The 20,890-nt window shown below is 49.5% G+C and carries 21 protein-coding genes; 12 read left to right on the top strand and 9 right to left on the bottom strand.

Translation table 11 applies throughout. The features are described 5' to 3' along the window. Positions 1-4: 4 nt before the first annotated feature. From XMM312_RS07585 to pilM, 3 genes are read right to left on the bottom strand one after another with little or no spacing between them, the layout of a single operon-like run. Positions 5-622: a type 4a pilus biogenesis protein PilO gene (locus tag XMM312_RS07585; RefSeq protein ID WP_173480109.1), complete on the bottom strand. Its 618-nt coding sequence runs from the start codon at positions 620-622 to the stop codon at positions 5-7. Beyond that, positions 619-1,170 carry a PilN domain-containing protein gene (locus tag XMM312_RS07580; RefSeq protein ID WP_173482763.1) on the bottom strand — a complete coding sequence of 184 codons (552 nt, stop codon included), beginning with the start codon at positions 1,168-1,170 and terminating at the stop codon, positions 619-621. Before XMM312_RS07580 ends, XMM312_RS07585 begins: the two co-directional genes overlap by 4 nt. Continuing rightward, entirely contained in the window at positions 1,157-2,221 is a 1,065-nt protein-coding gene (gene pilM, locus XMM312_RS07575; RefSeq protein WP_173482764.1) for a type IV pilus assembly protein PilM, read from the bottom strand. Before pilM ends, XMM312_RS07580 begins: the two co-directional genes overlap by 14 nt. A 132-nt stretch (positions 2,222-2,353) precedes the next feature. Between pilM and XMM312_RS07570 the strand changes: the two genes are divergently transcribed. After that, positions 2,354-4,816 carry a penicillin-binding protein 1A gene (locus XMM312_RS07570; RefSeq protein ID WP_173482765.1) on the top strand — a complete coding sequence of 821 codons (2,463 nt, stop codon included), beginning with the start codon at positions 2,354-2,356 and terminating at the stop codon, positions 4,814-4,816. Positions 4,817-4,892: 76 nt separating this feature from the next. Here XMM312_RS07570 and XMM312_RS07565 read toward each other — a convergent pair whose 3' ends face one another. From XMM312_RS07565 to rpmE, 3 genes are all read right to left on the bottom strand, one after another. Continuing rightward, positions 4,893-6,140 (bottom strand): malic enzyme-like NAD(P)-binding protein, encoded by a 1,248-nt coding sequence (locus XMM312_RS07565; RefSeq protein ID WP_173480105.1) that lies wholly within the window; start codon positions 6,138-6,140, stop codon positions 4,893-4,895. 154 nt (positions 6,141-6,294) lie between these two features. Then, the gene (locus tag XMM312_RS07560; RefSeq protein WP_173489003.1) at positions 6,295-7,047 is read right to left on the bottom strand and encodes a thermonuclease family protein; all 753 of its coding nucleotides are present in this window, start codon (positions 7,045-7,047) and stop codon (positions 6,295-6,297) included. Between the two features lie 13 nt (positions 7,048-7,060). Next, positions 7,061-7,279, bottom strand: a complete 219-nt coding sequence (gene rpmE, locus XMM312_RS07555; RefSeq protein WP_173480103.1) for a 50S ribosomal protein L31 — start codon at positions 7,277-7,279, stop codon at positions 7,061-7,063. 229 nt (positions 7,280-7,508) lie between these two features. Here rpmE and XMM312_RS07550 point away from each other — a divergent pair, with 229 nt between their 5' ends. The 8 genes from XMM312_RS07550 (at position 7,509) to XMM312_RS07515 (ending at position 15,957) form a co-directional block, all read left to right on the top strand. After that, a complete protein-coding gene (locus tag XMM312_RS07550; RefSeq protein WP_217363894.1) occupies positions 7,509-9,698 on the top strand; it encodes a primosomal protein N' in 2,190 nt (729 codons plus the stop codon). Between the two features lie 76 nt (positions 9,699-9,774). Then, positions 9,775-11,532 carry an arginine--tRNA ligase gene (gene argS / locus XMM312_RS07545; RefSeq protein ID WP_173482768.1) on the top strand — a complete coding sequence of 586 codons (1,758 nt, stop codon included), beginning with the start codon at positions 9,775-9,777 and terminating at the stop codon, positions 11,530-11,532. A 2-nt stretch (positions 11,533-11,534) separates the two neighbouring features. Beyond that, entirely contained in the window at positions 11,535-12,191 is a 657-nt protein-coding gene (locus tag XMM312_RS07540; protein WP_173489002.1) for an SPOR domain-containing protein, read from the top strand. A 56-nt stretch (positions 12,192-12,247) separates the two neighbouring features. After that, positions 12,248-12,778 carry an ATP-dependent protease subunit HslV gene (gene hslV, locus XMM312_RS07535; protein WP_173480100.1) on the top strand — a complete coding sequence of 177 codons (531 nt, stop codon included), beginning with the start codon at positions 12,248-12,250 and terminating at the stop codon, positions 12,776-12,778. A 10-nt stretch (positions 12,779-12,788) separates the two neighbouring features. After that, positions 12,789-14,117, top strand: a complete 1,329-nt coding sequence (hslU, locus tag XMM312_RS07530) for an HslU--HslV peptidase ATPase subunit (RefSeq protein WP_173480099.1) — start codon at positions 12,789-12,791, stop codon at positions 14,115-14,117. 14 nt (positions 14,118-14,131) lie between these two features. Then, positions 14,132-14,509, top strand: coding sequence for a gamma-butyrobetaine hydroxylase-like domain-containing protein (locus XMM312_RS07525; protein ID WP_173480098.1), 378 nt, complete (start codon positions 14,132-14,134; stop codon positions 14,507-14,509). 61 nt (positions 14,510-14,570) lie between these two features. Further along, positions 14,571-15,326: a bifunctional demethylmenaquinone methyltransferase/2-methoxy-6-polyprenyl-1,4-benzoquinol methylase UbiE gene (gene ubiE, locus XMM312_RS07520; RefSeq protein WP_173480097.1), complete on the top strand. Its 756-nt coding sequence runs from the start codon at positions 14,571-14,573 to the stop codon at positions 15,324-15,326. A gap of 25 nt (positions 15,327-15,351) precedes the next feature. After that, entirely contained in the window at positions 15,352-15,957 is a 606-nt protein-coding gene (locus XMM312_RS07515; protein WP_173482773.1) for an SCP2 domain-containing protein, read from the top strand. Here the strand turns inward: XMM312_RS07515 and XMM312_RS07510 are convergent. From XMM312_RS07510 to XMM312_RS07500, 3 genes are all read right to left on the bottom strand, one after another. Continuing rightward, positions 15,954-16,367, bottom strand: a complete 414-nt coding sequence (locus tag XMM312_RS07510) for a CopD family protein (protein WP_173480095.1) — start codon at positions 16,365-16,367, stop codon at positions 15,954-15,956. The genes XMM312_RS07515 and XMM312_RS07510 overlap by 4 nt on opposite strands. A 17-nt stretch (positions 16,368-16,384) precedes the next feature. Then, positions 16,385-17,086: an SDR family NAD(P)-dependent oxidoreductase gene (locus XMM312_RS07505; protein WP_173489001.1), complete on the bottom strand. Its 702-nt coding sequence runs from the start codon at positions 17,084-17,086 to the stop codon at positions 16,385-16,387. Between the two features lie 65 nt (positions 17,087-17,151). Further along, complete coding sequence (locus XMM312_RS07500; protein ID WP_173480093.1) at positions 17,152-18,339, bottom strand: MFS transporter; 1,188 nt, start codon at positions 18,337-18,339, stop codon at positions 17,152-17,154. Positions 18,340-18,450: 111 nt separating this feature from the next. Between XMM312_RS07500 and XMM312_RS07495 the strand changes: the two genes are divergently transcribed. From XMM312_RS07495 to XMM312_RS07485, 3 genes are all read left to right on the top strand, one after another. Then, a complete protein-coding gene (locus XMM312_RS07495; RefSeq protein WP_173480092.1) occupies positions 18,451-18,732 on the top strand; it encodes a pyrimidine/purine nucleoside phosphorylase in 282 nt (93 codons plus the stop codon). A gap of 221 nt (positions 18,733-18,953) precedes the next feature. Beyond that, a complete protein-coding gene (gene serA, locus XMM312_RS07490) occupies positions 18,954-20,186 on the top strand; it encodes a phosphoglycerate dehydrogenase (RefSeq protein WP_173489000.1) in 1,233 nt (410 codons plus the stop codon). A gap of 127 nt (positions 20,187-20,313) precedes the next feature. Beyond that, complete coding sequence (locus tag XMM312_RS07485) at positions 20,314-20,889, top strand: cysteine dioxygenase (RefSeq protein WP_173482777.1); 576 nt, start codon at positions 20,314-20,316, stop codon at positions 20,887-20,889. Position 20,890: the final 1 nt, after the last annotated feature.

Genomic DNA, 20,890 nt, shown 5'->3' with positions numbered 1-20,890 from the left:
CACATCACTCCTCATCATCATAGCGGTAAGTTTTAGCGCTGATGCTCATGGTCAAAAGATCACCATTGGCTGGGCTAAGGTTGAAATCATGTAGGGTTACGATGCGCTTAACGCTGGCAACACCCGACACGAACTGACCCATCTGATGGTAGGTACCTTTAACCTGAATGGCGATCGGTAGCTCGACATAGAATGAGGCTTTGCGTTCTGGCTGCAGCGCGATGGAGTCTATTTCAAGTCCCGCGTTTCGACCTGTCGCACTGATATCCTCGAGCAGACCCGGTACCTCTTTCTCTGTTGGCAGTTGCGCCAGCATCTCAGCAAAGCGCAACTCAACGTCCGCCATTTGACGTCTCAGTGCATCCAGTGAGGCCACTTGGTAGGACTTCGCTTCAAACTGAGTTTTGAGTGTCTGCTCTTTACCAATCTCTCTGTCGAGCGACTCTTTTTGATCCATCACTAAGAAGTTAAAGCCGACACCATTAATAACGATGAACAAAAGAGCAAACGCGATCGCTTTTACGCCATAAGGCCAGCTCCAAGCTTCGGACAGATCTAAGTTATTGATGTCAAAACCGCGAAACGCGCGTTCAAACTTCTGTTTTAGGGAAACTGAGCTCATTGTGCAGCCTCCTCAACATTGGGGCGCTCAAGCGGCACTCGCAAATTAAAACTCTTCAAACCATTCTGTGTCGCGACTTTCGACAACGAGGGCTCACCAAACCAGATGGAGTCATTTAATGTGCGCATCAACGACGAGACATCTTCATTAGCAACCGCAAGGCCATTGATCGACATCTCTTGGCCAGAGCGGTTCAGTGACTGGTAGTGAATGCCATCAGGCATAACCTCTACCAACTCATCAAAGGTGCGAACAATAATAGGACGTGTACCCTGCAGCTCTTGAATTGCAGTCAGTCGTTCTAGCAGGCGTTCACGCTTGTTTTTAAGCTCTTGTATCTCTTTCAATTTAACATCTAGGCGCGAAATTTCGCTGGTTAGATAAGCGTTTCGATCCTGCTGCCTATTCAACATAACCGTTAGGTAGTAGTAACTCGCTCCGATAATCGAAGCGGCCAACAGAGCGGTGACGATAAGTTGTGTATAGAAACGTTTTTGCAGGAAAGCATTTCGCTCTTCACGCCAAGGTCTCAGGTTAATGGTTCTCATATTGCCCCCCGACACCACGCAAGGCCAAAGAGAGTGCTTTAGTCAAAGCGTTCTTTTCAGCATTCAAACGATCTATATTGATCTGGGACGAAATTTCTATTCTCTCAAACGGATCTAAACCATGAACCTTAATACCCAACTCACTGCTCAATTTATCTTTGATACCAGGTAGAGAGGCTAGACCGCCCGTGATATACAGTGTCGATAACTGCTCTTGGGACCCCGAAGCTGAATAGAACTGCAAAGCTCTAGAGACCTGCTGAACCGCTGAATCAGCAAAGCTCTCCATGAGACTGATAAGCGAGGGATCTAGTTCACCGTGTCGCAGCTGTGCAGCCAATTCATCATGCGGCAGCTCTGTGTAGAGTTGCAGTTGCTGCAGTAGTTCCTCGCCCCCAAAGGTATGCTCACGATGGTAGCTAATCAAGCCATCCTTAAAAGCGTAAAAGGTAAGATTATGAGCGCCAAAATCGACAATCGCACAGGCTCTTCCAGGCACCAGCTCTTCTGGTGGGAGTGCGCGTTCATAGACATAGGTATCTACATCAACCACATCGCATTGGAGCCCAGCCAAATCTAGGCAATCCTCTCGAGCAGAGACGCCGTCGCGACGACAAGCGACAATCCCAATTCGATTAAATGCCGGATTACCTTGCACAGGCCCTAGCACCTCGAAATCCAGTGCAACATCCTCTATTGGATAGGGGATAAATTGATCGGCTTCAATTTTAACTTGCTCTTCAAGGTCAAAGCCGTAGAACAGTTCAGAAATTTGAATCTCTTTTGTGATCACGTCAGAGGCGGCTACGGATGTGATGGCTCGCGTGGCTTTCACACCCGCCAGACGTTGTGCTTTGACAATGGCATCGGCAACCTCTTCAGGTTTCTCAATACTGCCATCTACAAAGGATTTTTCTGGCAGAGAGATGACGCCAAAGCCGTCCAGCACAGGCGTCTTTCCACGAAAGCTTAAAGCAACAAGCTTAAGAGAGGAGTTCCCGATATCAACTCCCAAAACACTTTGTTTGTTACCACCAAAGAGTTTGAACACAAAAATACCTAATAATTAGTGGATATTATCTAACTTCACTCTAGACTAGGTCACAAAAGTTACAAGTGACATTATGGACCTAAATCAAGTTCTCGTTATAATCCTAGCTCAATTTAAGAAATTTGCAGATTAATGCGCATAATTAAAAAAATTATTAAATGGTTGATGGCACTGGCTGCAATTGGATTGCTGGGAGCCGTTTTGGCAGCCGGCGGAATCTACTACTACTTTAGCCCACAATTGCCTGACGCTGAGACCCTGCGTGAGGTTGAGTTTCAAACCCCTCTGCGCGTATACAGTGCAGATGAAAAGTTGATTGCTGAGTTTGGAGAAATGCGCCGAACGCCAATCAGCTATGCCGATATCCCGCAACACTTTATCCATGCTCTTCAAGCCGCAGAGGATGCACGATTTTTTGAACACCAAGGGATCGATCTTCGCGGGCTTTTTCGTGCAGCCTTTCAGCTAGCAACTTCTGGCAAAATTCAGAGTGGCGGCTCGACCATCACCATGCAGGTGGCTAAGAACTTCTTCCTAACGCGCGAGCGTACCTTTGAGCGTAAATTTGTTGAGATTCTGTTAGCACTCAGCATTGAACAATCACTCTCTAAACAAGAGATCCTTGAGCTCTACATCAACAAAATCTATCTAGGCCACCGATCGTATGGCATACAAGCCGCCGCACAGGTCTACTATGGCAAAACCATTGATCAGCTCAACATCGCTCAACTGGCAATGATCGCAGGTTTACCTAAAGCGCCATCAGCCTATAACCCCATTACTAACCCGCAACGAGCCCTCGAACGTCGTAACTGGATTCTTGGTCGAATGCAGGAGCTAGGCTTCATTACAACGACTGACTACTCCGACGCGGTCAATCAACCGGTTACGGCTAGCTACCACGGTGCTGATATTGAAATCCCTGCGCCTTACGTTGCAGAGATGGTTCGTGCGGAGCTCTATGAAACCTACGGTGAAAGGATCTACACCGAGGGTATGAAAGCCTACACGACCATTGACAGCACCATGCAGCGCAGCGCCAATCAAGCGCTCAGAACGGCGCTGCTGGCTTACACGGAACGCCACGGCTACCGTGGTCCAGAGCAGCATTTTGATCTAACAGAGATTGAACCCTCTGCACTGCAGAAAAAACTTAAAGCGACACCAGCCTATGGCGGACTTGAGGCGGCTCTGGTGAAAGCGGTGGATGATTCTGAAGCGACGCTACTACTTGGTGATGGCAGCGAAACGACGCTGCGCTGGTCAGGTATCAGCTGGGCTCGAGCATATAAAGGGGTTAACTCAACCGGCTCTGAACCGAAAAAAGCATCCGAAGTGCTGGCTGTTGGCGATATGATTCGAATTCGCCAAACCGCTGAAGGCTGGCGTCTCTCGCAACTGCCCGAAGTGCAAGGTGCGTTCATTGCCATCAATCCTGAGAATGGCGCAATTCAATCCCTAACCGGCGGATTTAGTTTCTATCTAAACAAGTTCAACCGAGCCACTCAAGCGTACCGTCAGCCGGGTTCTAATATTAAACCTTTTCTATACAGTGCCGCTCTGAGCAATGGCTACACTCCGGGGTCAGTAATCAATGACGCTCCCGTTGTTTTCCATGACGTCAGCCTAGAGGGTAACTGGCGGCCTGAGAACGATAATGGCAAGTTTGGCGGTCCGACTCGACTTCGTGAGGCGCTATACCGGTCACGTAACCTAATATCCATTCGTCTGATGCGAGCTTTAGGTATCGAAGAGACGCGAAACTTCATACTCGGTTTTGGTTTTGAAGAGGATAAGCTTCCTAAAAACTTATCACTCTCGCTAGGCAGTGCTGATGCCACACCGCTTCAGGTTGCAACAGGATATGCCTCGATTGCCAATGGTGGATTCAAAATCAATCCTTACATCATTGAGTCGGTGCTAGACCGTGAAGGACTACCTCTGTTTGCTGCCAATCCGAGTATTGCCTGCGGTAGTTGTCCTGAACGCCAGCAAGCAGAGTTAATCGCTCAAGAGCTCGCCGACATGGCTTCCAATGATACAGCTTCTGAGGCGCAAGCCAGCACCGAGAGTGACCCGCAACTAGTGACGTTAACGGGACAACCTCTCGCTGAACGTCTGCTAGATGAACGCACCGCTTACATCATTCACGACATGATGCGCGACGTCATTAAAAAGGGTACTGGTCGTCGAGCACTGGCTCTGAAACGTGGTGACCTAGCTGGCAAAACGGGAACAACCAATGATCAAAAAGACTCTTGGTTCAGCGGTTTTACCCCTAAATTGAGCGCAACGGCTTGGGTCGGCTTTGACCAACCGTCTCATCTAGGTAAGCGCGAATGGGGTAGCACGGCTGCACTGCCTATGTGGATCGACTTCATGGGAGATGCTCTTCGTAACATCCCTGAAAGTTACCTGCCTGAACCGGCAGGTATTGCGACGGCTCTGATTGATCCTGCGACAGGACTACTAGCTTACGAAGGACAGAAAAACGCTTACAACGAGATTTTCAAAGAGGAGCAGGTACCGACTGAGGTCGCTCCTAAACCGGGCAGTGAAGTAGCTCCTCCTACTTCTGAAGAGCTGTTCCGATAATCCGTTAAGTTCTGTAATGTGTTTAACACAAAAAAAGGGAAGCCAGTGGCTTCCCTTCTTATTTACCTCAGAGTGATTAGCTCAGTGGGTAGTTCTCTGGCATGCCTTTAACGGCAACACCTGAATCGATCGCTGCTTTAGCCACTGCGTAAGATACCGCGCCCAAAAGACGTGAATCTGTCGCTTTCGGCAGAATGTATTCACGACCGAACTCTAGGCTCTCTAGGCCGTAAGCATCCAGTACTTCTTGTGTAACAGGTTGCTTAGCAAGTTCTGCTAGTGCGATAACGGCTGCGGCTTTCATCTCTTCGTTGATCGCTGTTGCACGAACATCTAGAGCGCCACGGAAGATGAATGGGAAACCTAGCACGTTGTTTACCTGGTTAGGGTAGTCTGAACGACCTGTTGCCATGATGACATCTTCACGAGTCGCGCGAGCAAGTTCTGGCTTGATCTCTGGATCAGGGTTTGCACAAGCGAAGACAACAGGATTAGTTGCCATCTTAGCTAGGTTCTCTGCTGAAAGCAGATCAGGACCTGATAGACCAAGGAATACGTCAGCGCCATCGATAGCATCTTCAAGTGAACGTTTATCCGTTTCAGTTGCGAAGATCGCTTTCTCGGGAGTTAGATCATCACGACCCGAGTGGATAACACCCTTACGGTCGATCATGTAGATGTTCTCGTTGCGAGCACCCATGTTGATCAACAGCTTCATACAAGCACTTGCTGCAGCGCCAGCACCAAGACATACAATCGATGCCTCTTCTAGCTTCTTACCAGCAAGCTCAAGTGCGTTGATCATACCGGCAGCGGTAACAATCGCAGTACCGTGCTGGTCATCGTGGAAGACTGGGATGTTACAACGCTCGATCAACGTGCGTTCGATTTCAAAACACTCTGGTGCTTTGATGTCTTCTAGGTTGATACCACCGAAGGTATCAGCGATGCGAGCGACAGTATCGATAAACGCCTGTGGGCTCTCAGCATCCACTTCGATGTCGATAGAGTCGATGTTTGCAAAACGTTTGAATAGAAGCGCTTTACCTTCCATGACTGGCTTAGAAGCCAATGGACCTAGGTCGCCAAGACCCAAAATAGCAGAGCCGTTTGAGATAACGGCAACCAGGTTGCCTTTGGCTGTGTAACGGTAAGCATTTTCAGGATCTTTAGCGATCTCACGCACTGGCTCAGCAACACCTGGAGAGTATGCAAGAGATAGGTCGCGTGAAGTTTCAGCAGGTGTAGATAGTTCTACGCTGATTTTACCTGGCATTGGAAACTCATGGTAATCCAGTGCTGCCTGTTTAAAGTCTTGAGACATTGTAGAATCCTGAATGGTTATAGGCCCATAGGCATAATGCAGATAGGCTAAGTTATGTTCTAGTTAAAGGTCGTTGTGGGATGATATAAAAATAACCTCTCGGTAGAAAGGTCTATTCTTGGAAACTGTCTAAGCAATTGGGCTTATAACCGTTTCACATTTTGATATGCCGTTTATCTAAAACCGGCAGCAAAAAGGGTTTAAATCGCGAGCCCGGCTTTAAAGAGTCACGGCGATCCAAAATCCAGCCTCGCACCTCCAGTGAGTTGCCCAATGTAAAGGAGAGACTCCTGTTCCACTCTTTCGGTATGCGAACCGCCAATCGATCATCCAGTTCGACGTAGAGGTACTTTTTAGCCTGATCAATCTTGGTAATGCGTCCCGACACCAAATTGAAACCACCCTGTTCAATCTCTTTAGCGGCAGCAATGGATTTTGACCATACTCCTTTTCCTAGAGTTCTTGGTCTGTTTTCGGATGAGAAGAGACAATCCGCTAGTCGATCATTAGGGGGAACACTGATCGCCCAACCCAAACCCTCGTGGATCAAACGTTGCGAGAGCGTTTTCGATCCATCGAACAAGTAGCCCAATACACGACCGTAACGATCTTTAGGCTCACGTCCGAAATAGAGCTGCAAAGATTCTGACTCGTTTACCCAAGATTGCAATTGGCGTTTAGCCTGCAGGGCCCCCTCTTCAGCCCTTGGCTTTGAGTAGAGCTCAGGGGTATTAACGCCTATCAAGCGCACCTTTCGCCCATCGGTTAGATGAACGGTATCGCCATCGACCACTTTGGCTACCCGTACCGATTCAGATGCACCTTGTGGGGTACAACTACTCGCTTGCGCTGACTGACAGACAATAAAAAAGGCACTCGCGATGAGTGCCTTTTTAATGTTCTGCATGCAGAGACCCAAGTTACTTCTTGAGGCTGCGAGCACCGAAGCGCTTGTTGAAGCGATCCACTCGACCACCGGTCTGAGCTTCTTTCTGCTTACCAGTGTAGAAAGGGTGACACTGACTGCAAACGTCGACAGCCATTGTGCTCTCTTTCATAGTAGAGCGAGTTGTCATTACGTTACCGCAAGAACAGTTGAAGGTAACTTCGTTGTACTCTGGGTGGATACCAGCTTTCATAGTATTAAACCTCTATGTTTTATGTGCCGCCACTTAACGCTTGATGCATATATTATGCTGCTTAAGCACCGCACGACTGACGAAAAATTCGCCGGGAAATGTCAAGGCGCGCAATTATACGCAGGCGCTGTACGAATAACAACCACTGATCACCCAATACCTTGAAGCAGCTATTTCCAAAGACCAGATGGGTGCTAGACTTGCCCTTCGCTTATTAGAAATTTTGACCATGATCGTACGTGTTGCACTACCGGTACCCCTAAACCGTCTGTTTGACTACGCCATTCCGCAAGGAGTGACGGCGCCCGCTGTCGGAGCTCGTGTGCTGGTCAAATTCGGGCAGCGCAGCTTGATAGGGATGATTCATAGTCTTAGCGAGCAGACCGAGGTGCCACTAAATAAGCTGAAACCTTTCGAAGCGTTACTCGATCAGGAGCCCCTTGTCGATGATGAGCAGATACAACTCGGTGAGTGGGCGGCAAGCTATTATAAGTACCCACTGGGCGATGCCTTAATTCACCTTCTACCCAACTTAGCACGCAAAGAGCAGCACCCCTTCTCAGCCCCCGATTACTGGCGTTTAACCGAGCACGCCGATATTGAATCGCTGCCCAAACGGGCCGTCAGACAGCGCGCCCTGTTTACGCTCATTAAAAACCGACAGCCAATCAGCACATCCGCAATTAGAGAGGCTGAATTCACGTCACAAGTGCAAAAGGCACTGATTGAATCGGAGCAGATCGAACCCTGTGAAGCGCCTTTAATCGGTGCACAGCAGGTCAATACTGTCCTACCTAGCGTTGCGGGCTTGGCACTGAATGCTGAGCAACAACGAGCGGTTGATCAGATCAAACAGAGCGAGGGTTTTAGCCCCATCCTATTAGTCGGCGTGACCGGCTCGGGAAAAACCGAAGTCTATCTACAATCAATCGAGCAAGCGCTGGCCGACGGCAGGCAAGTGCTAATTTTGGTGCCCGAGATTGGCTTAACCCCACAACTGGTTGAGCGCTTTACTGCTCGCTTCAACACGAACATTGCTTCGCTGCACTCTGGCCTTACGGATCGAATGCGCTTTGATGCTTGGCAGTCGATCCAGTCCGGGGAGACACGCATTGTTATTGGCACACGCTCAGCGATCTTCATTCCTTTTGCTAATCTTGGGATGATCGTCATTGATGAAGAACACGATCCGTCGTTTAAACAGCAAGAGGGCTTCCGCTATCACGCACGAGACCTTGCTCTGGTGCGTGCAAAACAGCTTGATATACCGGTCATCATGGGCAGTGCGACACCGGCACTGGAATCGCTACTTAACGTTCAACAGGGCCGCTATAAAGAGTTGCAACTAACACAGCGTGCGGGTCGAGCAGCGGCGCCAACCTTTGAGCTGTTTGATACGAAAGGTGTTGAGTTAGATACTGGCCTCGCTCCAGAGATTATCAGTCGCATTAACGATCACATTACCCTTGGCAACCAAGTCCTGGTATTTATCAACCGTCGCGGCTTTGCACCAACACTGACCTGTCAGGATTGCGGATCAACCGTTGACTGTACACGCTGTGATGCACGCATGACGCTGCACCGCAAACCACCAAAGCTGCACTGCCATCACTGTGATCGACAAACCCCTATCCCGCGCCACTGTCAGCACTGTGGCAGTGATCAACTAAGACCGGCCGGTAGCGGTACGGAGAGAATCGAACAGAGATTGTCAGAGCTATTCACCCATACCAGCATCAAACGTGTGGATCGTGATTCAACCCACTCTCGCCAAGCCTTTGAGTCCTTGATGAACGAAGTTAACAGTGGCGATCCATGCATCTTGGTCGGTACTCAAATGCTGGCCAAAGGCCATCACTTTCCGAACGTCACACTGGTCGTCATCGTCAATACCGACGCAGGCCTATTCAGTGCCGATGTTCGTGGCATGGAGCGTACCGCGCAACTTATTATGCAGGTTGCCGGCCGAGCGGGGCGAGCGGAACGTCCGGGCGAAGTGGTGTTACAAACCCACCAGGTTGATCACCCTCTACTAAACACCTTGGTAACCTCTGGCTATCTCACCTTTGCAGAACAGGAGTTGATGAGTCGCAAACAGGCTCAACTCCCCCCTTTTGCTTTCCAAGCGATTATCCGTGCTGAAGCGAAAAAACAGGGCTGGGCCGAAGCACACCTTATGCGTTTAAGGAGATCCCTAGAGGCTACCTACCCAAGAGAGCAGCTTCCGATGATCAGCGGCCCCTTCCCCTCCTTCATGGAGAAGCGCGCTGGCATGTTTAGAGCACAATTGATGTTCACTGGAGACTCTCGCACGTCGATCCAAGGCACTCTGAAAGCGGCACAAAATTGGTTGGAGCAAGACAAAGAGTCGAGTCGCGTTCGCTGGAACATAGACATTGACCCTGTCGATAGCTTTTAAGGGCTGCAAAACGATATAATGCAGCCAACTTTGTAGTGACAGACTACACCATCGATCTATTTCACTGAGTAAAGACATGAAAGAACAGATAGCGCTCCTGTTAAACGGCGCCATTGAAGCACTGAAAGCAGAGGGCAAACTCCCTGCTGATCTTGAGCCAAACATCCAAGTTGAAAACACACGTGACAAGGCGCACGGTGATCTTGCGACCAACCTTGCGATGACACTGGCCAAACCGGCTCGCCAAAACCCACGCGCTATTGCAGAGATGATTTTGCAAGCTCTTCCAGCTTCAACGGTCGTTGATAAAGCTGAGATCGCTGGTCCTGGCTTCATCAACTTCTTTGTCAACGATGCTGCAATCTACTCAGTAGTTGCCGATGTACTGGAGCAGACTGACCAGTTTGGCCGCAGTAAACCAACCAGCGATGATCGTGTACAGGTAGAGTTTGTCTCTGCTAACCCAACAGGACCATTGCACGTAGGTCATGGCCGCGGTGCCGCTTACGGTGCAACACTGGCCGACCTACTGGAAGCCGGTGGTATGAACGTTGAGCGTGAGTACTACGTCAACGATGCGGGTCGCCAAATGAACATTCTGGCGGTCAGCGTCTTTCTTCGCTACCTCGAGTTGCTTGGCGATACCATCACCTTCCCAGCCAACGGCTACCAGGGTGAGTACATTCGTGACATCGCAGCTAGCTTAAAAGCCACTCAGGGTGATGCACTGCAGTGTTCACTCGATGATCTCTATCTCGATGTCCCTGCTGATGAACCGGCAGGCGGCGATAAAGAGCTTCACATCGATGGGCTTATCGATCGCGCTCAAAACATCCTTGGCGCACAATACAGAACGCTATTCGATGCTGGCCTGGACTCAATCCTAGGCGATATTCGCGAAGACTTAGGTGAGTTCGGCGTGAACTACCAGTGCTGGTTTAGTGAGCGCTCACTGACTTCCAGCGGTGATGTTGATGAGGCACTGAAACGCCTTGATGATAAGGGCTATCTCTACGAAGAGGATGGCAATATCTGGTTCAAATCGACCGATTTCGGAGATGATAAAGATCGTGTGGTTAAACGTGCCAACGGCCAGACCACCTACTTTGCCTCTGACATCGCCTACCACATGAACAAATTTGAGCGCGGTTTCCAAACAGTTATCAACGTCTGGGGTGCCGATCACCACGGCTACATTACTCGAGTCAAAGCGGCCATTCAGGCACTTGGATACGATCCAGAGCGTCTGGTGGTGAAACTGGTTCAGTTCGCCATACTTTACCGTGGCAGCGAACGCGTTCAGATGTCGACTCGTTCAGGTTCATTCGTCACACTGCGTGAGCTTCGCGACGAGGTAGGCAATGACGCATGTCGATTCTTCTATGTCACTCGCAAAGCCGATCAGCACATGGACTTTGACCTAGACCTTGCCAAGTCAGAATCTAAGGATAACCCGGTCTACTACATCCAGTACGCTCACGCTCGAATCTGCTCGGTACTGCGCAAATTAGAGAGTGAAGGTATGGCTTGGGATCAAGCGATGGGCTTAGCATCACTGGAGCGTTTGGATAGCGAAGCGGAGCGTGACCTTGTCACCGCACTGGGCAAATACCCAGAGACGGTTAAACTCGCGGCAGCCAACTTCGAGCCACACCAACTGGCTAACTACCTGCGAGACCTCGCTTCGGATTACCACACCTACTATAACGGCCATAAGATGCTGATTGACGATGAAGCACTGCGCAATGCACGCATTACGCTTTCCGTGGCGGTGCGCCAAGTCATCGCAAACGGTCTCACCATTTTGGGTGTTTCGGCACCTGAACAGATGTAATCATGTCGAACCGAGACTTTGCATCCAAACCCAAGTCAAACAAGCCTCGAGCTGGTGCCACTCGTACCACTTCGAGCGCTCGCAAAACACCGGCTGCTCCTCAACCTTCAGGAGTATCTGCAGGTTTAGTGCTTGCTGTTGTCGTGGCTTTGGGTCTGCTTGCTGGTCTGATCTTCTTTTTGATTAAACAACCGGCACCAACGAGCAATAGCAAAGCGGTTCAGCAGGTTCCAACACTGGAGCCCGTGATTCCCGCTAAAGTCGAACCCCGACAACCTGGGGAATCTCTCCCTTTAGATAACATCGACCTAGAGTCACAGGATGAGCGGTTTGGTTTCTACAAGCTATTAGAAGAGAGCGAAGTCCAAACACCTGAAGAGTCAGCCTATGTTTCGACCCCCAAAACGGCTTCACTGGATGCCGTTTACCGACTGCAGACAGGCTCATTCCGCAATGCACGCGATGCTGAAGCTCAGCGTGCACGACTGGCACTTTCTGGCCTGCCAAACGTGACCATGTCCCGTACAGAGGGGAGCAACGGCGTTTGGTACCGAGTATCGACTGGAAACTTCTCGACCTATAACGAGTTAAAAAGCGCCACAGCCAAACTCGAAAAGCTGAACATCCACCCAGTTAAGCGCAAAGTAAACTACCCTTGAAAACGGGCGATTCATCCCAATAAATGCAGATAAGCTTATGATTGGGAAAATCTCTAATGACCACTATTGTTTCTGTTCGCCGCGGTGATCAAGTCGTTGTAGGCGGCGACGGCCAAGTCTCTCTGGGTAATACCGTAATGAAAGGTAGCGCCCGTAAAGTTAATGTCATCGATAAACACAAAGTCATCACAGGCTTTGCTGGAAGTACTGCCGATGCGATTACTCTTCGCGATCTATTTGAGCAACAGCTTGATAAACACCAAGGCAACATTGTGAACGCGGTTATCCACCTTGCTCGCGAGTGGCGCTCGGATCGAGTGTTGCGTCGTTTAGAGGCCTTGATGCTGGTGGCCAACTCTGAGAAGACCTTTCTTATCTCCGGCAGCGGCGATGTGATCGAACCTGAAGACGGTGTTATTGCGATCGGTTCAGGGGGTAACTATGCCCTTGCTGCAGCTCGCGCGCTGGTCGATAACAGTGAACTAAACGCACGTGACATCGTTGAGAAGAGCCTTCAGATCGCAGCAGATATCTGTGTCTTCACTAACGCCAACCTAACCATCGAACAACTCGAGTCTGTCGCTTAAGGAGCCTTTTATGTCAGCTATGACCCCTCGCGAGATCGTATCAGAACTCGATCGTCACATTATTGGTCAGGATTCCGCTAAGCGCTCTGTTGCAATTGCCTTGCGTAATCGTTGGCGCCGCATGCAACTGAATGAAGAGATGCGCGGAGAAGTTACCCCAAAGAACATTCTTATGATTGGTCCAACCGGTGTGGGTAAGACTGAGATTGCACGTCGTTTGGCGAAGCTTGCCAACGCTCCATTCATTAAGGTTGAAGCGACAAAATTCACCGAAGTCGGCTATGTGGGTCGTGATGTTGAGACCATCATCCGCGATCTGGTCGACCAATCGATCAAAATGCTGCGTGAACAGGCGATCGAGAAGAACAAGTTCCGTGCTGAAGAGGCTGCAGAAGAGCGCATTCTGGACGCACTGCTACCTGAAGCACGCCCTATCGGTAGTGAAGAGCTAGACAAAACAGACTCAGCAACCCGCCAAATCTTCCGCAAAAAGCTGCGTGAAGGTCAGATCGACGATAAAGAGATCGATATTGAAATTGCTCAACCCAAAGTTGGTGTTGAGATCATGACACCACCAGGCATGGAGGAGATGACGAATCAGTTGCAGAGCCTCTTCGCCAACATGGGGCAGGATAAGAAGCAGTCGCGCCGTCTTAAAGTATCAGAAGCCTTCAAGCTTCTAACCGAAGAGGAAGCCGCTAAGCTGATTAAAGAGGACGACCTCAAACAGCAAGCGCTAGAAGCGGTAGAGCAGAATGGCATTGTCTTCTTAGATGAGATCGACAAGGTGTGTAAACGCGCCGAGTCTGGTAACGCTGACGTATCACGTGAAGGGGTACAGAGAGATCTTCTACCACTAATCGAAGGGTGTACGGTCAGCACGAAGCACGGCATGATCAAAACCGATCATATACTGTTCATTGCGTCAGGCGCCTTCCACTTGGCTCGCCCATCAGATCTGATTCCAGAACTCCAAGGTCGCTTACCGATTCGTGTAGAACTAGAAGCACTGACACCAGAAGACTTCTCTCGTATTTTGACCGAGCCCAAAGCCGCTCTTACAGAGCAATATAAAGCCCTGATGGCTACTGAAGGCGTTTCGATTGAGTTTACTCAAGAGGGGATTCAGCGCATCGCCGAGCTCGCCTGGTCGGTGAACGAGAAGACCGAAAACATTGGAGCACGACGTCTGCACACGATGATGGAGCGCCTACTTGAGGAGCTCTCTTTCAGCGCTGCGGATAAGAGTGGTCAAACCGTCGAAATTGATCGTAACTTTGTAGACCAATACCTTGGTGAACTGAGCGCCGACGAGGACTTGAGTCACTACATTCTGTAATACGAGGTTACCCCATGAGTTCTGTGCCCATGCCTAAACAGATCCATCTTCACAAGCGCTCTAAGACTCTTGAGTTGGTTTATGAAGATGGCAACTATGAGCTGACCGCAGAGTTTTTGCGTGTTCATAGCCCCTCTGCAGAGGTTCGTGGGCATGGCATTGGTCAAGAGGTCCTTCAGACTGGCAAGCGCTTGGTTGGACTTAAAGGTGTCGAAGCAAGCGGCAACTATGCTCTGAAGCTGATCTTTGATGATGGGCACGACTCTGGGCTCTATACCTGGGCCTACCTCCACGACCTAGCGCACAATCAACAGCAGTATTGGAGTGATTATCTCGCTCGACTTGATGCAGCCGGTGCTAGCCGAGACAACGGAATGATTGCGATAGGTTAACGACAAGCTCCCACTCAGTCGTTACAATAGCCCCATTGAACAGTTAAGTGGATCCAACCCCATGTCAGACAATCAGAAAAACACCACGCACTTTGGCTACCAAGAGGTACCGGTTGATGAAAAAGTTAACCGTGTTGCCGACGTATTTCACTCGGTAGCCGCTAAGTATGACGTGATGAATGATCTGATGTCGGGCGGTATTCACCGTATTTGGAAGCGCATTACGATCGAAAGTTCCGGTGCTCGTCCTGGACATAAAATTCTCGATATCGCTGGCGGAACAGGTGATTTAACACGCCGCTTTGCACAGATCGTTGGCCAATCAGGCAAGGTGGTGTTGGCGGATATCAACGACTCCATGCTAAAAGTGGGTCGCGATAAGCTGATCGACAAGGGTGTTGCGGGTAACGTTGAGTACGTGCAAGCCAATGCCGAATGCCTACCCTTTGAAGACAACACCTTCGATATCATCACCATCGCCTTTGGCCTTCGCAACGTGACCGACAAAGATGCTGCACTGCGCTCTATGAACCGTGTGCTCAAACCAGGCGGTAAGTTGATGGTGTTAGAGTTCTCTAAAACTGAAAACCCACTACTGACAAAAGCCTACGACTTCTACTCCTTTAATCTACTGCCAAAAATGGGTCAGTTGATTGCCAACGATGCCGAAAGCTACCGCTACTTGGCAGAGTCGATTCGCATGCACCCTGATCAAGAGACTCTTAAAGGGATGATGGACAGTGCTGGCTTTGTGCAGACGCGTTACCGCAACCTGACCCAGGGCATTGTTGCCCTTCACACCGGAATTAAACCCTAACATAACGGATTGAGAGGCTAGGTTTATGAATCTGATCGATGCGACTCTAACAGGCTCCATTGAATCAGCGATAAACGCTTATCTATCCACTCGTCCTAGCGCTCGTAACACTCTAAACAAGCTTGCAGGTCAGAGTTTAGGAATCACACTACTGCCACAAGAGCTGAGGATCACACTGATTTTCAGCGATGATCAAGTCAGCGTCATGCGTGAATACGACGCCGAACCGACCACTCATTTAACCGGATCAGCCTCAGATTTGCTGAAGCTGCTGAATGACCCCAATAGTGTGATGTTCGGTCAAGGGGTTGAGGTTAAAGGCGATTCCGCTCTGCTACAACGCCTCTCTCACGCGTTCGATAACCCAACCCTCGACTGGGAAGATTGGTTAGCTGAACAGATCGGTGATCTACCGGCCGCTATGATCATGAAGCCGATTAATCAGTCTCTAGAGTGGGCAAATAGCAGTCGTCAAACACTGACAACGACCGCTAAAGAGTATCTCCAAGAGGAGATCAACCTATTGCCAACGCGCGTCGAGTTTGAGGGATTTATTGACGACGCTCGCCAACTCAAACAAAAAGCTGAGCTGCTAGAGCGCCGTTTAAAGGCTTTGTTGAAAGACTCTTAAAACGGCTTCACAACAACAAAGATGAGAATCGGTACGAATATGAGCAGCGGTAATTCATTGAAGAGTCGAAAGTAGCGTCCACTCTGAGTCAGCTCGTCTCGCTTTAATCTCTGCAAGTAAGAGCGACACCAGAAGTGGAAACCGATCAAAAAGCCGACAAACAACAATTTTGCGTGCATCCAGCCACCACTAAAGCCATACCCCAACCATAACCAGAGCCCTAAGCCGAGTGTAAATATCGCCATTATGGTCATAAAACCATAGAGTTTTGACGCCATAATCGACAAACGCGCAACATCTTGACCCGCTGCCTTACCCTCAACATAGTGCACAAATATGCGTGGAAGATAGAAAATACCAGCCATCCAACTCGTCATCGCCAGAATGTGAAACATCTTAATCCAAAGCATAAAAACTCCTTAATGGCTTACCAGGGGATTGAAGAGCCATCCCAAGCTAAAAATTGACCACTCTGCCCCCCGCGAGCACTCTCCATAACATCCAGTAGCGCACTGGCGGCAAAGGTCGTAGTAAAGAGTTTACCTTCCGGCACTCTTGCCTGAAAGGGCCTAGAGAGCTCTGTATCAGTTGTGCCTGGATGTAGCGCCAACAGCTGAACCTTAGGGTGCGTTCTTGCAAGCTCAATACTGAGCGTTTTGATCAACATATTCAGTGCCGCTTTAGATGCTCGATAGCCGTACCAACCGCCTAGTTGGTTATCGGAAATACTGCCAACACGTGCCGATAGAAAAGCTATCTGCAGCTCTGACTGACGCGGAATAAGACGCATCAACTGGGCCAGAAACGCCATTGGGCCGAGGGCATTGACCTGCATTACTTGTGTCATCCAATCAAGATCTATTTCGCGCAGAGACTTCTCTGGACGTTGAGTCTCGTTGTGCAGCAAACCTTGAGAAAAAATGATTCTAACGGGATCAAATTCAAGCTCTTTCAACTGATCGATACAGGGCTTAAAAGTATTAGTATCGGTTAGATCAAGGACTATCGGCTCGTCACCCGATGAGGATCTTGTAGTTGTGAGCACTCGAGTGTCAGGGCTGCGAATGGTGGACTGTTCAGCAAACGCCTGACCAATTCCGCCACTGCCTATGATTAAAAGATCGGCCATGGTGCGTCCAAAATTAAAAGATACGCGTTAAACAGCGTTCTGGATGCAAACTGCTGTCAGGTTCTCTAACCCGCAAGGGCCTGACGTTTTCTCTCTAAGCGGATTGAGTAGCTGAAGGTCAGAACTAACACGATCAAAGAGCCTAAAATCACACCTGGCCAGTGCCAGATCGACCAGAAGGGCTGCAGATAGAAACCACCCAGACTAGCGCCGAGGTAGTAGAAGAGTAGATAGAGTGAAGAGGCGCTCGCTTTGGCATGCGTTGCTTGCTTGCTGACCCAACTGCTGGCAGTAGAGTGGCTAAAGAAGAAGCCAAAGCTATTAATTAAGAAGCCGATGATGATCATAATGAGCGAATCAAACAGAGTGACACAACTGCCCACCGCTAAAATGGCAATACCCAACGCCATCGCTCTCGGCTGAGAAAGATAGTCTGACACTTTGCCCGAAATGGCTGAGCCAAAAGTGCCGGTCAGATAGGTCAAAAACAACATACCCAGCAGACTGGCAGGCAAGTTGTAGGGATCATCCGCCAAAACGAAGGTAATGTAGCTGTACTGATTAATGAAGATAAAGAAGTTGAGGCCGCCAATGAGATACGCGCTCAGCAACATCGGATTGGAGAGGTGATCGCCCATTGATCGTAGCATGGGGCCTACTCTTAACGGTCTGGATTCAAAGCGTTTCGATCTAGGTAGCAGATAAACAAAGGTCGCCACGCAGGCTAGGCTGATCAGCGCCATCACTAGAAAGGCGCCTTGCCACCCCAATGACTCACCCACAAAGCCACCAATTAAGCGACCGCCAATTCCCCCAAGGGTGTTACCGCCAATGTACAGACCCACCGCCAAAGAGAGTGCGCGTGGAGTAAATTCATCGTTCATGTAAGCGATAGCAATGGCAGGCAACCCACCTAATAAAAGCCCTTGAGCGGCCCGTAGTATTAGAAGTTGGTGATAGCCTTCAACCTGACTCAACGCAAATCCACAGCCCATCACACCCGCCAGCGTCAGAATCATGATGCCTCGACGCCCTAAAGAGTCTGACAGTGCACCGTAGAACAACAAGGATAGACCCAAGGTCAGCGTAGTGATGGTGAAGGTCCAACTGGCCTCTAGCGCTGAGACCTGAAACTCTTCGGCTAGGGTCGGTAGGAGAGGTTGAGTGATGTAGACATTGGCAAAAATCATGAACGACCCTAAACAGAGGGCCAAGGTGGCACGCCAATATTCGCGGCTGTTCGCTTCAATCATGGTTAATCTGCAATCCGTGCAATGAATGGGCGAAGCCTACTCCTTTAGATCGGTAGTGACAAACCCAACAACTCTGAATACTATTTGCGTTCAATTTTTTAGGAGACACCCATGCTGTCAGTTAACTCTTACTTTGATGACAATGTAAAATCGATCGGCTTCGAGTCAGCCGACGGTCCTGTGACCTCTGGTGTTATGGCACCGGGTGAATATACGTTTGGCACTAGCCAGAACGAAGTAATGAAGGTGGTACACGGTGAACTGGTTGTTCGCCTCCCTGAAGCCACTGAATTCCAAAGCTTTCCAGCTGGCAGCCAGTTCAATGTTCCCGCTAACAGCTCATTCGATGTCAAAGTAGCAACAGCAACTGCTTACCTCTGCTACTACAGCTAACCGGCATTTTTAAAAGGCCCTCTTCTTAAAGAGGGCTTTTTTATGTCTAAAGATTCGTTCAGAACAAAATGGCGCCTGTTAAATCAAAATTCTTCAGCTTAACCTGAGAATATTTCGCCCACTACGATTGTATAAAAGCCGACCAATCGCCCGTTTGTGCTATAATCGCGCCCCTAAATTTTTAAGCCCTAGTGGTTAAACCTCAGAATCGAGTGGCAAAAATGAGCAAAGAGACGTCTCTAGAAAAAGGCAAAATTAAAATTCTTCTATTGGAAGGTGTGCACCAGTCAGCCGTTGATACATTGAACGCGCAAGGCTACACCAACATTGAGTTCCACACCGGCTCGCTTCCAGAAGAGGAGCTACTAGAGCGCATCGCTGATGCTCATTTCGTTGGCATTCGCTCGCGCACTCAGCTGACTGAAAAAGTATTTGATGCGGCCGAAAAACTGGTCGCAGTTGGCTGTTTCTGTATCGGCACCAACCAGGTTGATCTGCAAGCAGCGACTGAACGCGGTGTAGCGGTCTTCAACGCACCTTACTCAAACACTCGCTCTGTGGCTGAACTGGTTCTTGCTGAGACCATCATGCTGATGCGCGGTGTACCAGAGAAAAATGCGGTTGCACACCGTGGTGGTTGGCAGAAAACGGCTAAGAATAGCTTCGAAGTGCGTGGTAAGAAGCTGGGGATTATTGGTTACGGCAGCATCGGTTCTCAGCTGAGTGTGATGGCTGAAGGTTTGGGAATGGATGTCTACTTCTATGACGTCATCACTAAGCTACCACTTGGTAACGCGAAACAGGTAGGCACACTGCACGAGCTTCTAGGCATGTGTGATGTTGTTTCACTTCACGTACCCGAGACGGCGGCTACTCAGAACATGATGGGCCCTATTCAGTTTGAAGCGATGAAGCAGGGCTCGATCCTAATCAACGCGGCTCGCGGCACTGTCGTTGATATTGATGCGCTATGCGAAACGCTTGAGAGCGGCAAACTGCTGGGTGCTGCAATTGACGTATTCCCAGTTGAACCACGTTCAAATGATGATGAGTTCATCAGCCCACTGCGCCAGTTCGACAACGTCATCCTGACGCCACACGTCGGTGGTTCGACAATGGAAGCGCAGATGAACATCGGCTATGAAGTGGCAGAAAAGCTCGTTAAATACTCTGACAACGGTTCATCAATTACCTCTGTTAACTTCCCAGAAGTAGCACTTCCTGGCCACAACAATGCACACCGCCTACTTCACGTGCACAAAAACGTGCCTGGCGTGCTGTCGAAAATCAACAACATCTTCTCTGAAAATGACATCAACATTGTGGGTCAGTACCTTCAGACCAACGAGAAAGTTGGCTACGTTGTAATCGATGTTGACGCTGATAGCTCAAAAATTGCTATTGAAAAACTCTCTGAGATTGACGGCACAATTCGCTGTCGCCGACTCTTTTAAGTCGGTTCAACAGAGTGACGAAAGCCCAGCCTTGCTGGGCTTTTTCAGTTTTAGGGGCTCGATGAGCCCCTTTTTTTTATCGCTGCGAGCGTTTACATTGGACACAACATAATAAAAAGGAACCGTGATGAATCGCCAAATAGTAGCCGGAAAAATGGGGCGCTTTGTAGAAAAGATGAATGATCTGTTGTTACTCAAACCCGATGAGGAGCAGATGCTTGATCATGCCAGTATCTACCTTGGTAAGCTGGTGGAGGAGGATGACTGGCTCCCCGAGAGCTGCACGATTCCAAACCCAGAGCACTATCAGCAGTATCTTCTTTATCGCGACCCAGAAGAGCGCTTCAGTGTCGTGAGTTTTGTCTGGGGTCCGGGACAAAAGACGCCCGTTCATGACCATACTGTCTGGGGTCTAATCGGCATGTTACGCGGCGGCGAAGTAGAACAACGTTTTGAAATAGCGGATGGCAAGGTGATACCGGGCGAAATCCATGAGTTAAAACCAGGTGATGTCGGTCTTGTATCACCCACCATTGGCGATGTCCATCAGGTCGCCAACGCTTCACAGGATGAAGTTTCAATCAGTGTGCACGTCTATGGTGCCGATATCGGTAAGGTGAGTCGCCATGTATATACCGAAGCCGGCGAAACGAAAACATTCATCTCGGGCTACACCAATAACGAATTGCCCGACCTATATTAAT

This window comes from Marinobacterium sp. xm-m-312 (assembly GCF_013283295.1).
Classification (GTDB): Bacteria; Pseudomonadota; Gammaproteobacteria; order Pseudomonadales; family Balneatricaceae; genus Marinobacterium_E.
This window is presented reverse-complemented; position numbering and strand designations above follow the sequence as displayed.

Bases quoted from the DNA above. Each gene is read 5' to 3' on its own strand.
- XMM312_RS07580 (WP_173482763.1), bottom strand. From the start codon at position 1,170: ATGAGAACCATTAACCTGAGACCTTGGCGTGAAGAGCGAAATGCTTTC.
- rpmE (WP_173480103.1), bottom strand. From the start codon at position 7,279: ATGAAAGCTGGTATCCACCCAGAGTACAACGAAGTTACCTTCAACTGT.
- XMM312_RS07495 (WP_173480092.1), top strand. From the start codon at position 18,451: ATGCTGTCAGTTAACTCTTACTTTGATGACAATGTAAAATCGATCGGC.
- XMM312_RS07585 (WP_173480109.1), bottom strand. From the start codon at position 622: ATGAGCTCAGTTTCCCTAAAACAGAAGTTTGAACGCGCGTTTCGCGGT.
- hslV (WP_173480100.1), top strand. From the start codon at position 12,248: ATGACCACTATTGTTTCTGTTCGCCGCGGTGATCAAGTCGTTGTAGGC.
- XMM312_RS07570 (WP_173482765.1), top strand. From the start codon at position 2,354: ATGCGCATAATTAAAAAAATTATTAAATGGTTGATGGCACTGGCTGCA.
- ubiE (WP_173480097.1), top strand. From the start codon at position 14,571: ATGTCAGACAATCAGAAAAACACCACGCACTTTGGCTACCAAGAGGTA.
- hslU (WP_173480099.1), top strand. From the start codon at position 12,789: ATGTCAGCTATGACCCCTCGCGAGATCGTATCAGAACTCGATCGTCAC.
- XMM312_RS07505 (WP_173489001.1), bottom strand. From the start codon at position 17,086: ATGGCCGATCTTTTAATCATAGGCAGTGGCGGAATTGGTCAGGCGTTT.
- XMM312_RS07565 (WP_173480105.1), bottom strand. From the start codon at position 6,140: ATGTCTCAAGACTTTAAACAGGCAGCACTGGATTACCATGAGTTTCCA.
- XMM312_RS07550 (WP_217363894.1), top strand. From the start codon at position 7,509: ATGATCGTACGTGTTGCACTACCGGTACCCCTAAACCGTCTGTTTGAC.
- XMM312_RS07515 (WP_173482773.1), top strand. From the start codon at position 15,352: ATGAATCTGATCGATGCGACTCTAACAGGCTCCATTGAATCAGCGATA.
- XMM312_RS07540 (WP_173489002.1), top strand. From the start codon at position 11,535: ATGTCGAACCGAGACTTTGCATCCAAACCCAAGTCAAACAAGCCTCGA.
- XMM312_RS07560 (WP_173489003.1), bottom strand. From the start codon at position 7,047: ATGCAGAACATTAAAAAGGCACTCATCGCGAGTGCCTTTTTTATTGTC.
- XMM312_RS07485 (WP_173482777.1), top strand. From the start codon at position 20,314: ATGAATCGCCAAATAGTAGCCGGAAAAATGGGGCGCTTTGTAGAAAAG.
- XMM312_RS07510 (WP_173480095.1), bottom strand. From the start codon at position 16,367: ATGCTTTGGATTAAGATGTTTCACATTCTGGCGATGACGAGTTGGATG.
- serA (WP_173489000.1), top strand. From the start codon at position 18,954: ATGAGCAAAGAGACGTCTCTAGAAAAAGGCAAAATTAAAATTCTTCTA.
- XMM312_RS07500 (WP_173480093.1), bottom strand. From the start codon at position 18,339: ATGATTGAAGCGAACAGCCGCGAATATTGGCGTGCCACCTTGGCCCTC.
- argS (WP_173482768.1), top strand. From the start codon at position 9,775: ATGAAAGAACAGATAGCGCTCCTGTTAAACGGCGCCATTGAAGCACTG.
- XMM312_RS07525 (WP_173480098.1), top strand. From the start codon at position 14,132: ATGAGTTCTGTGCCCATGCCTAAACAGATCCATCTTCACAAGCGCTCT.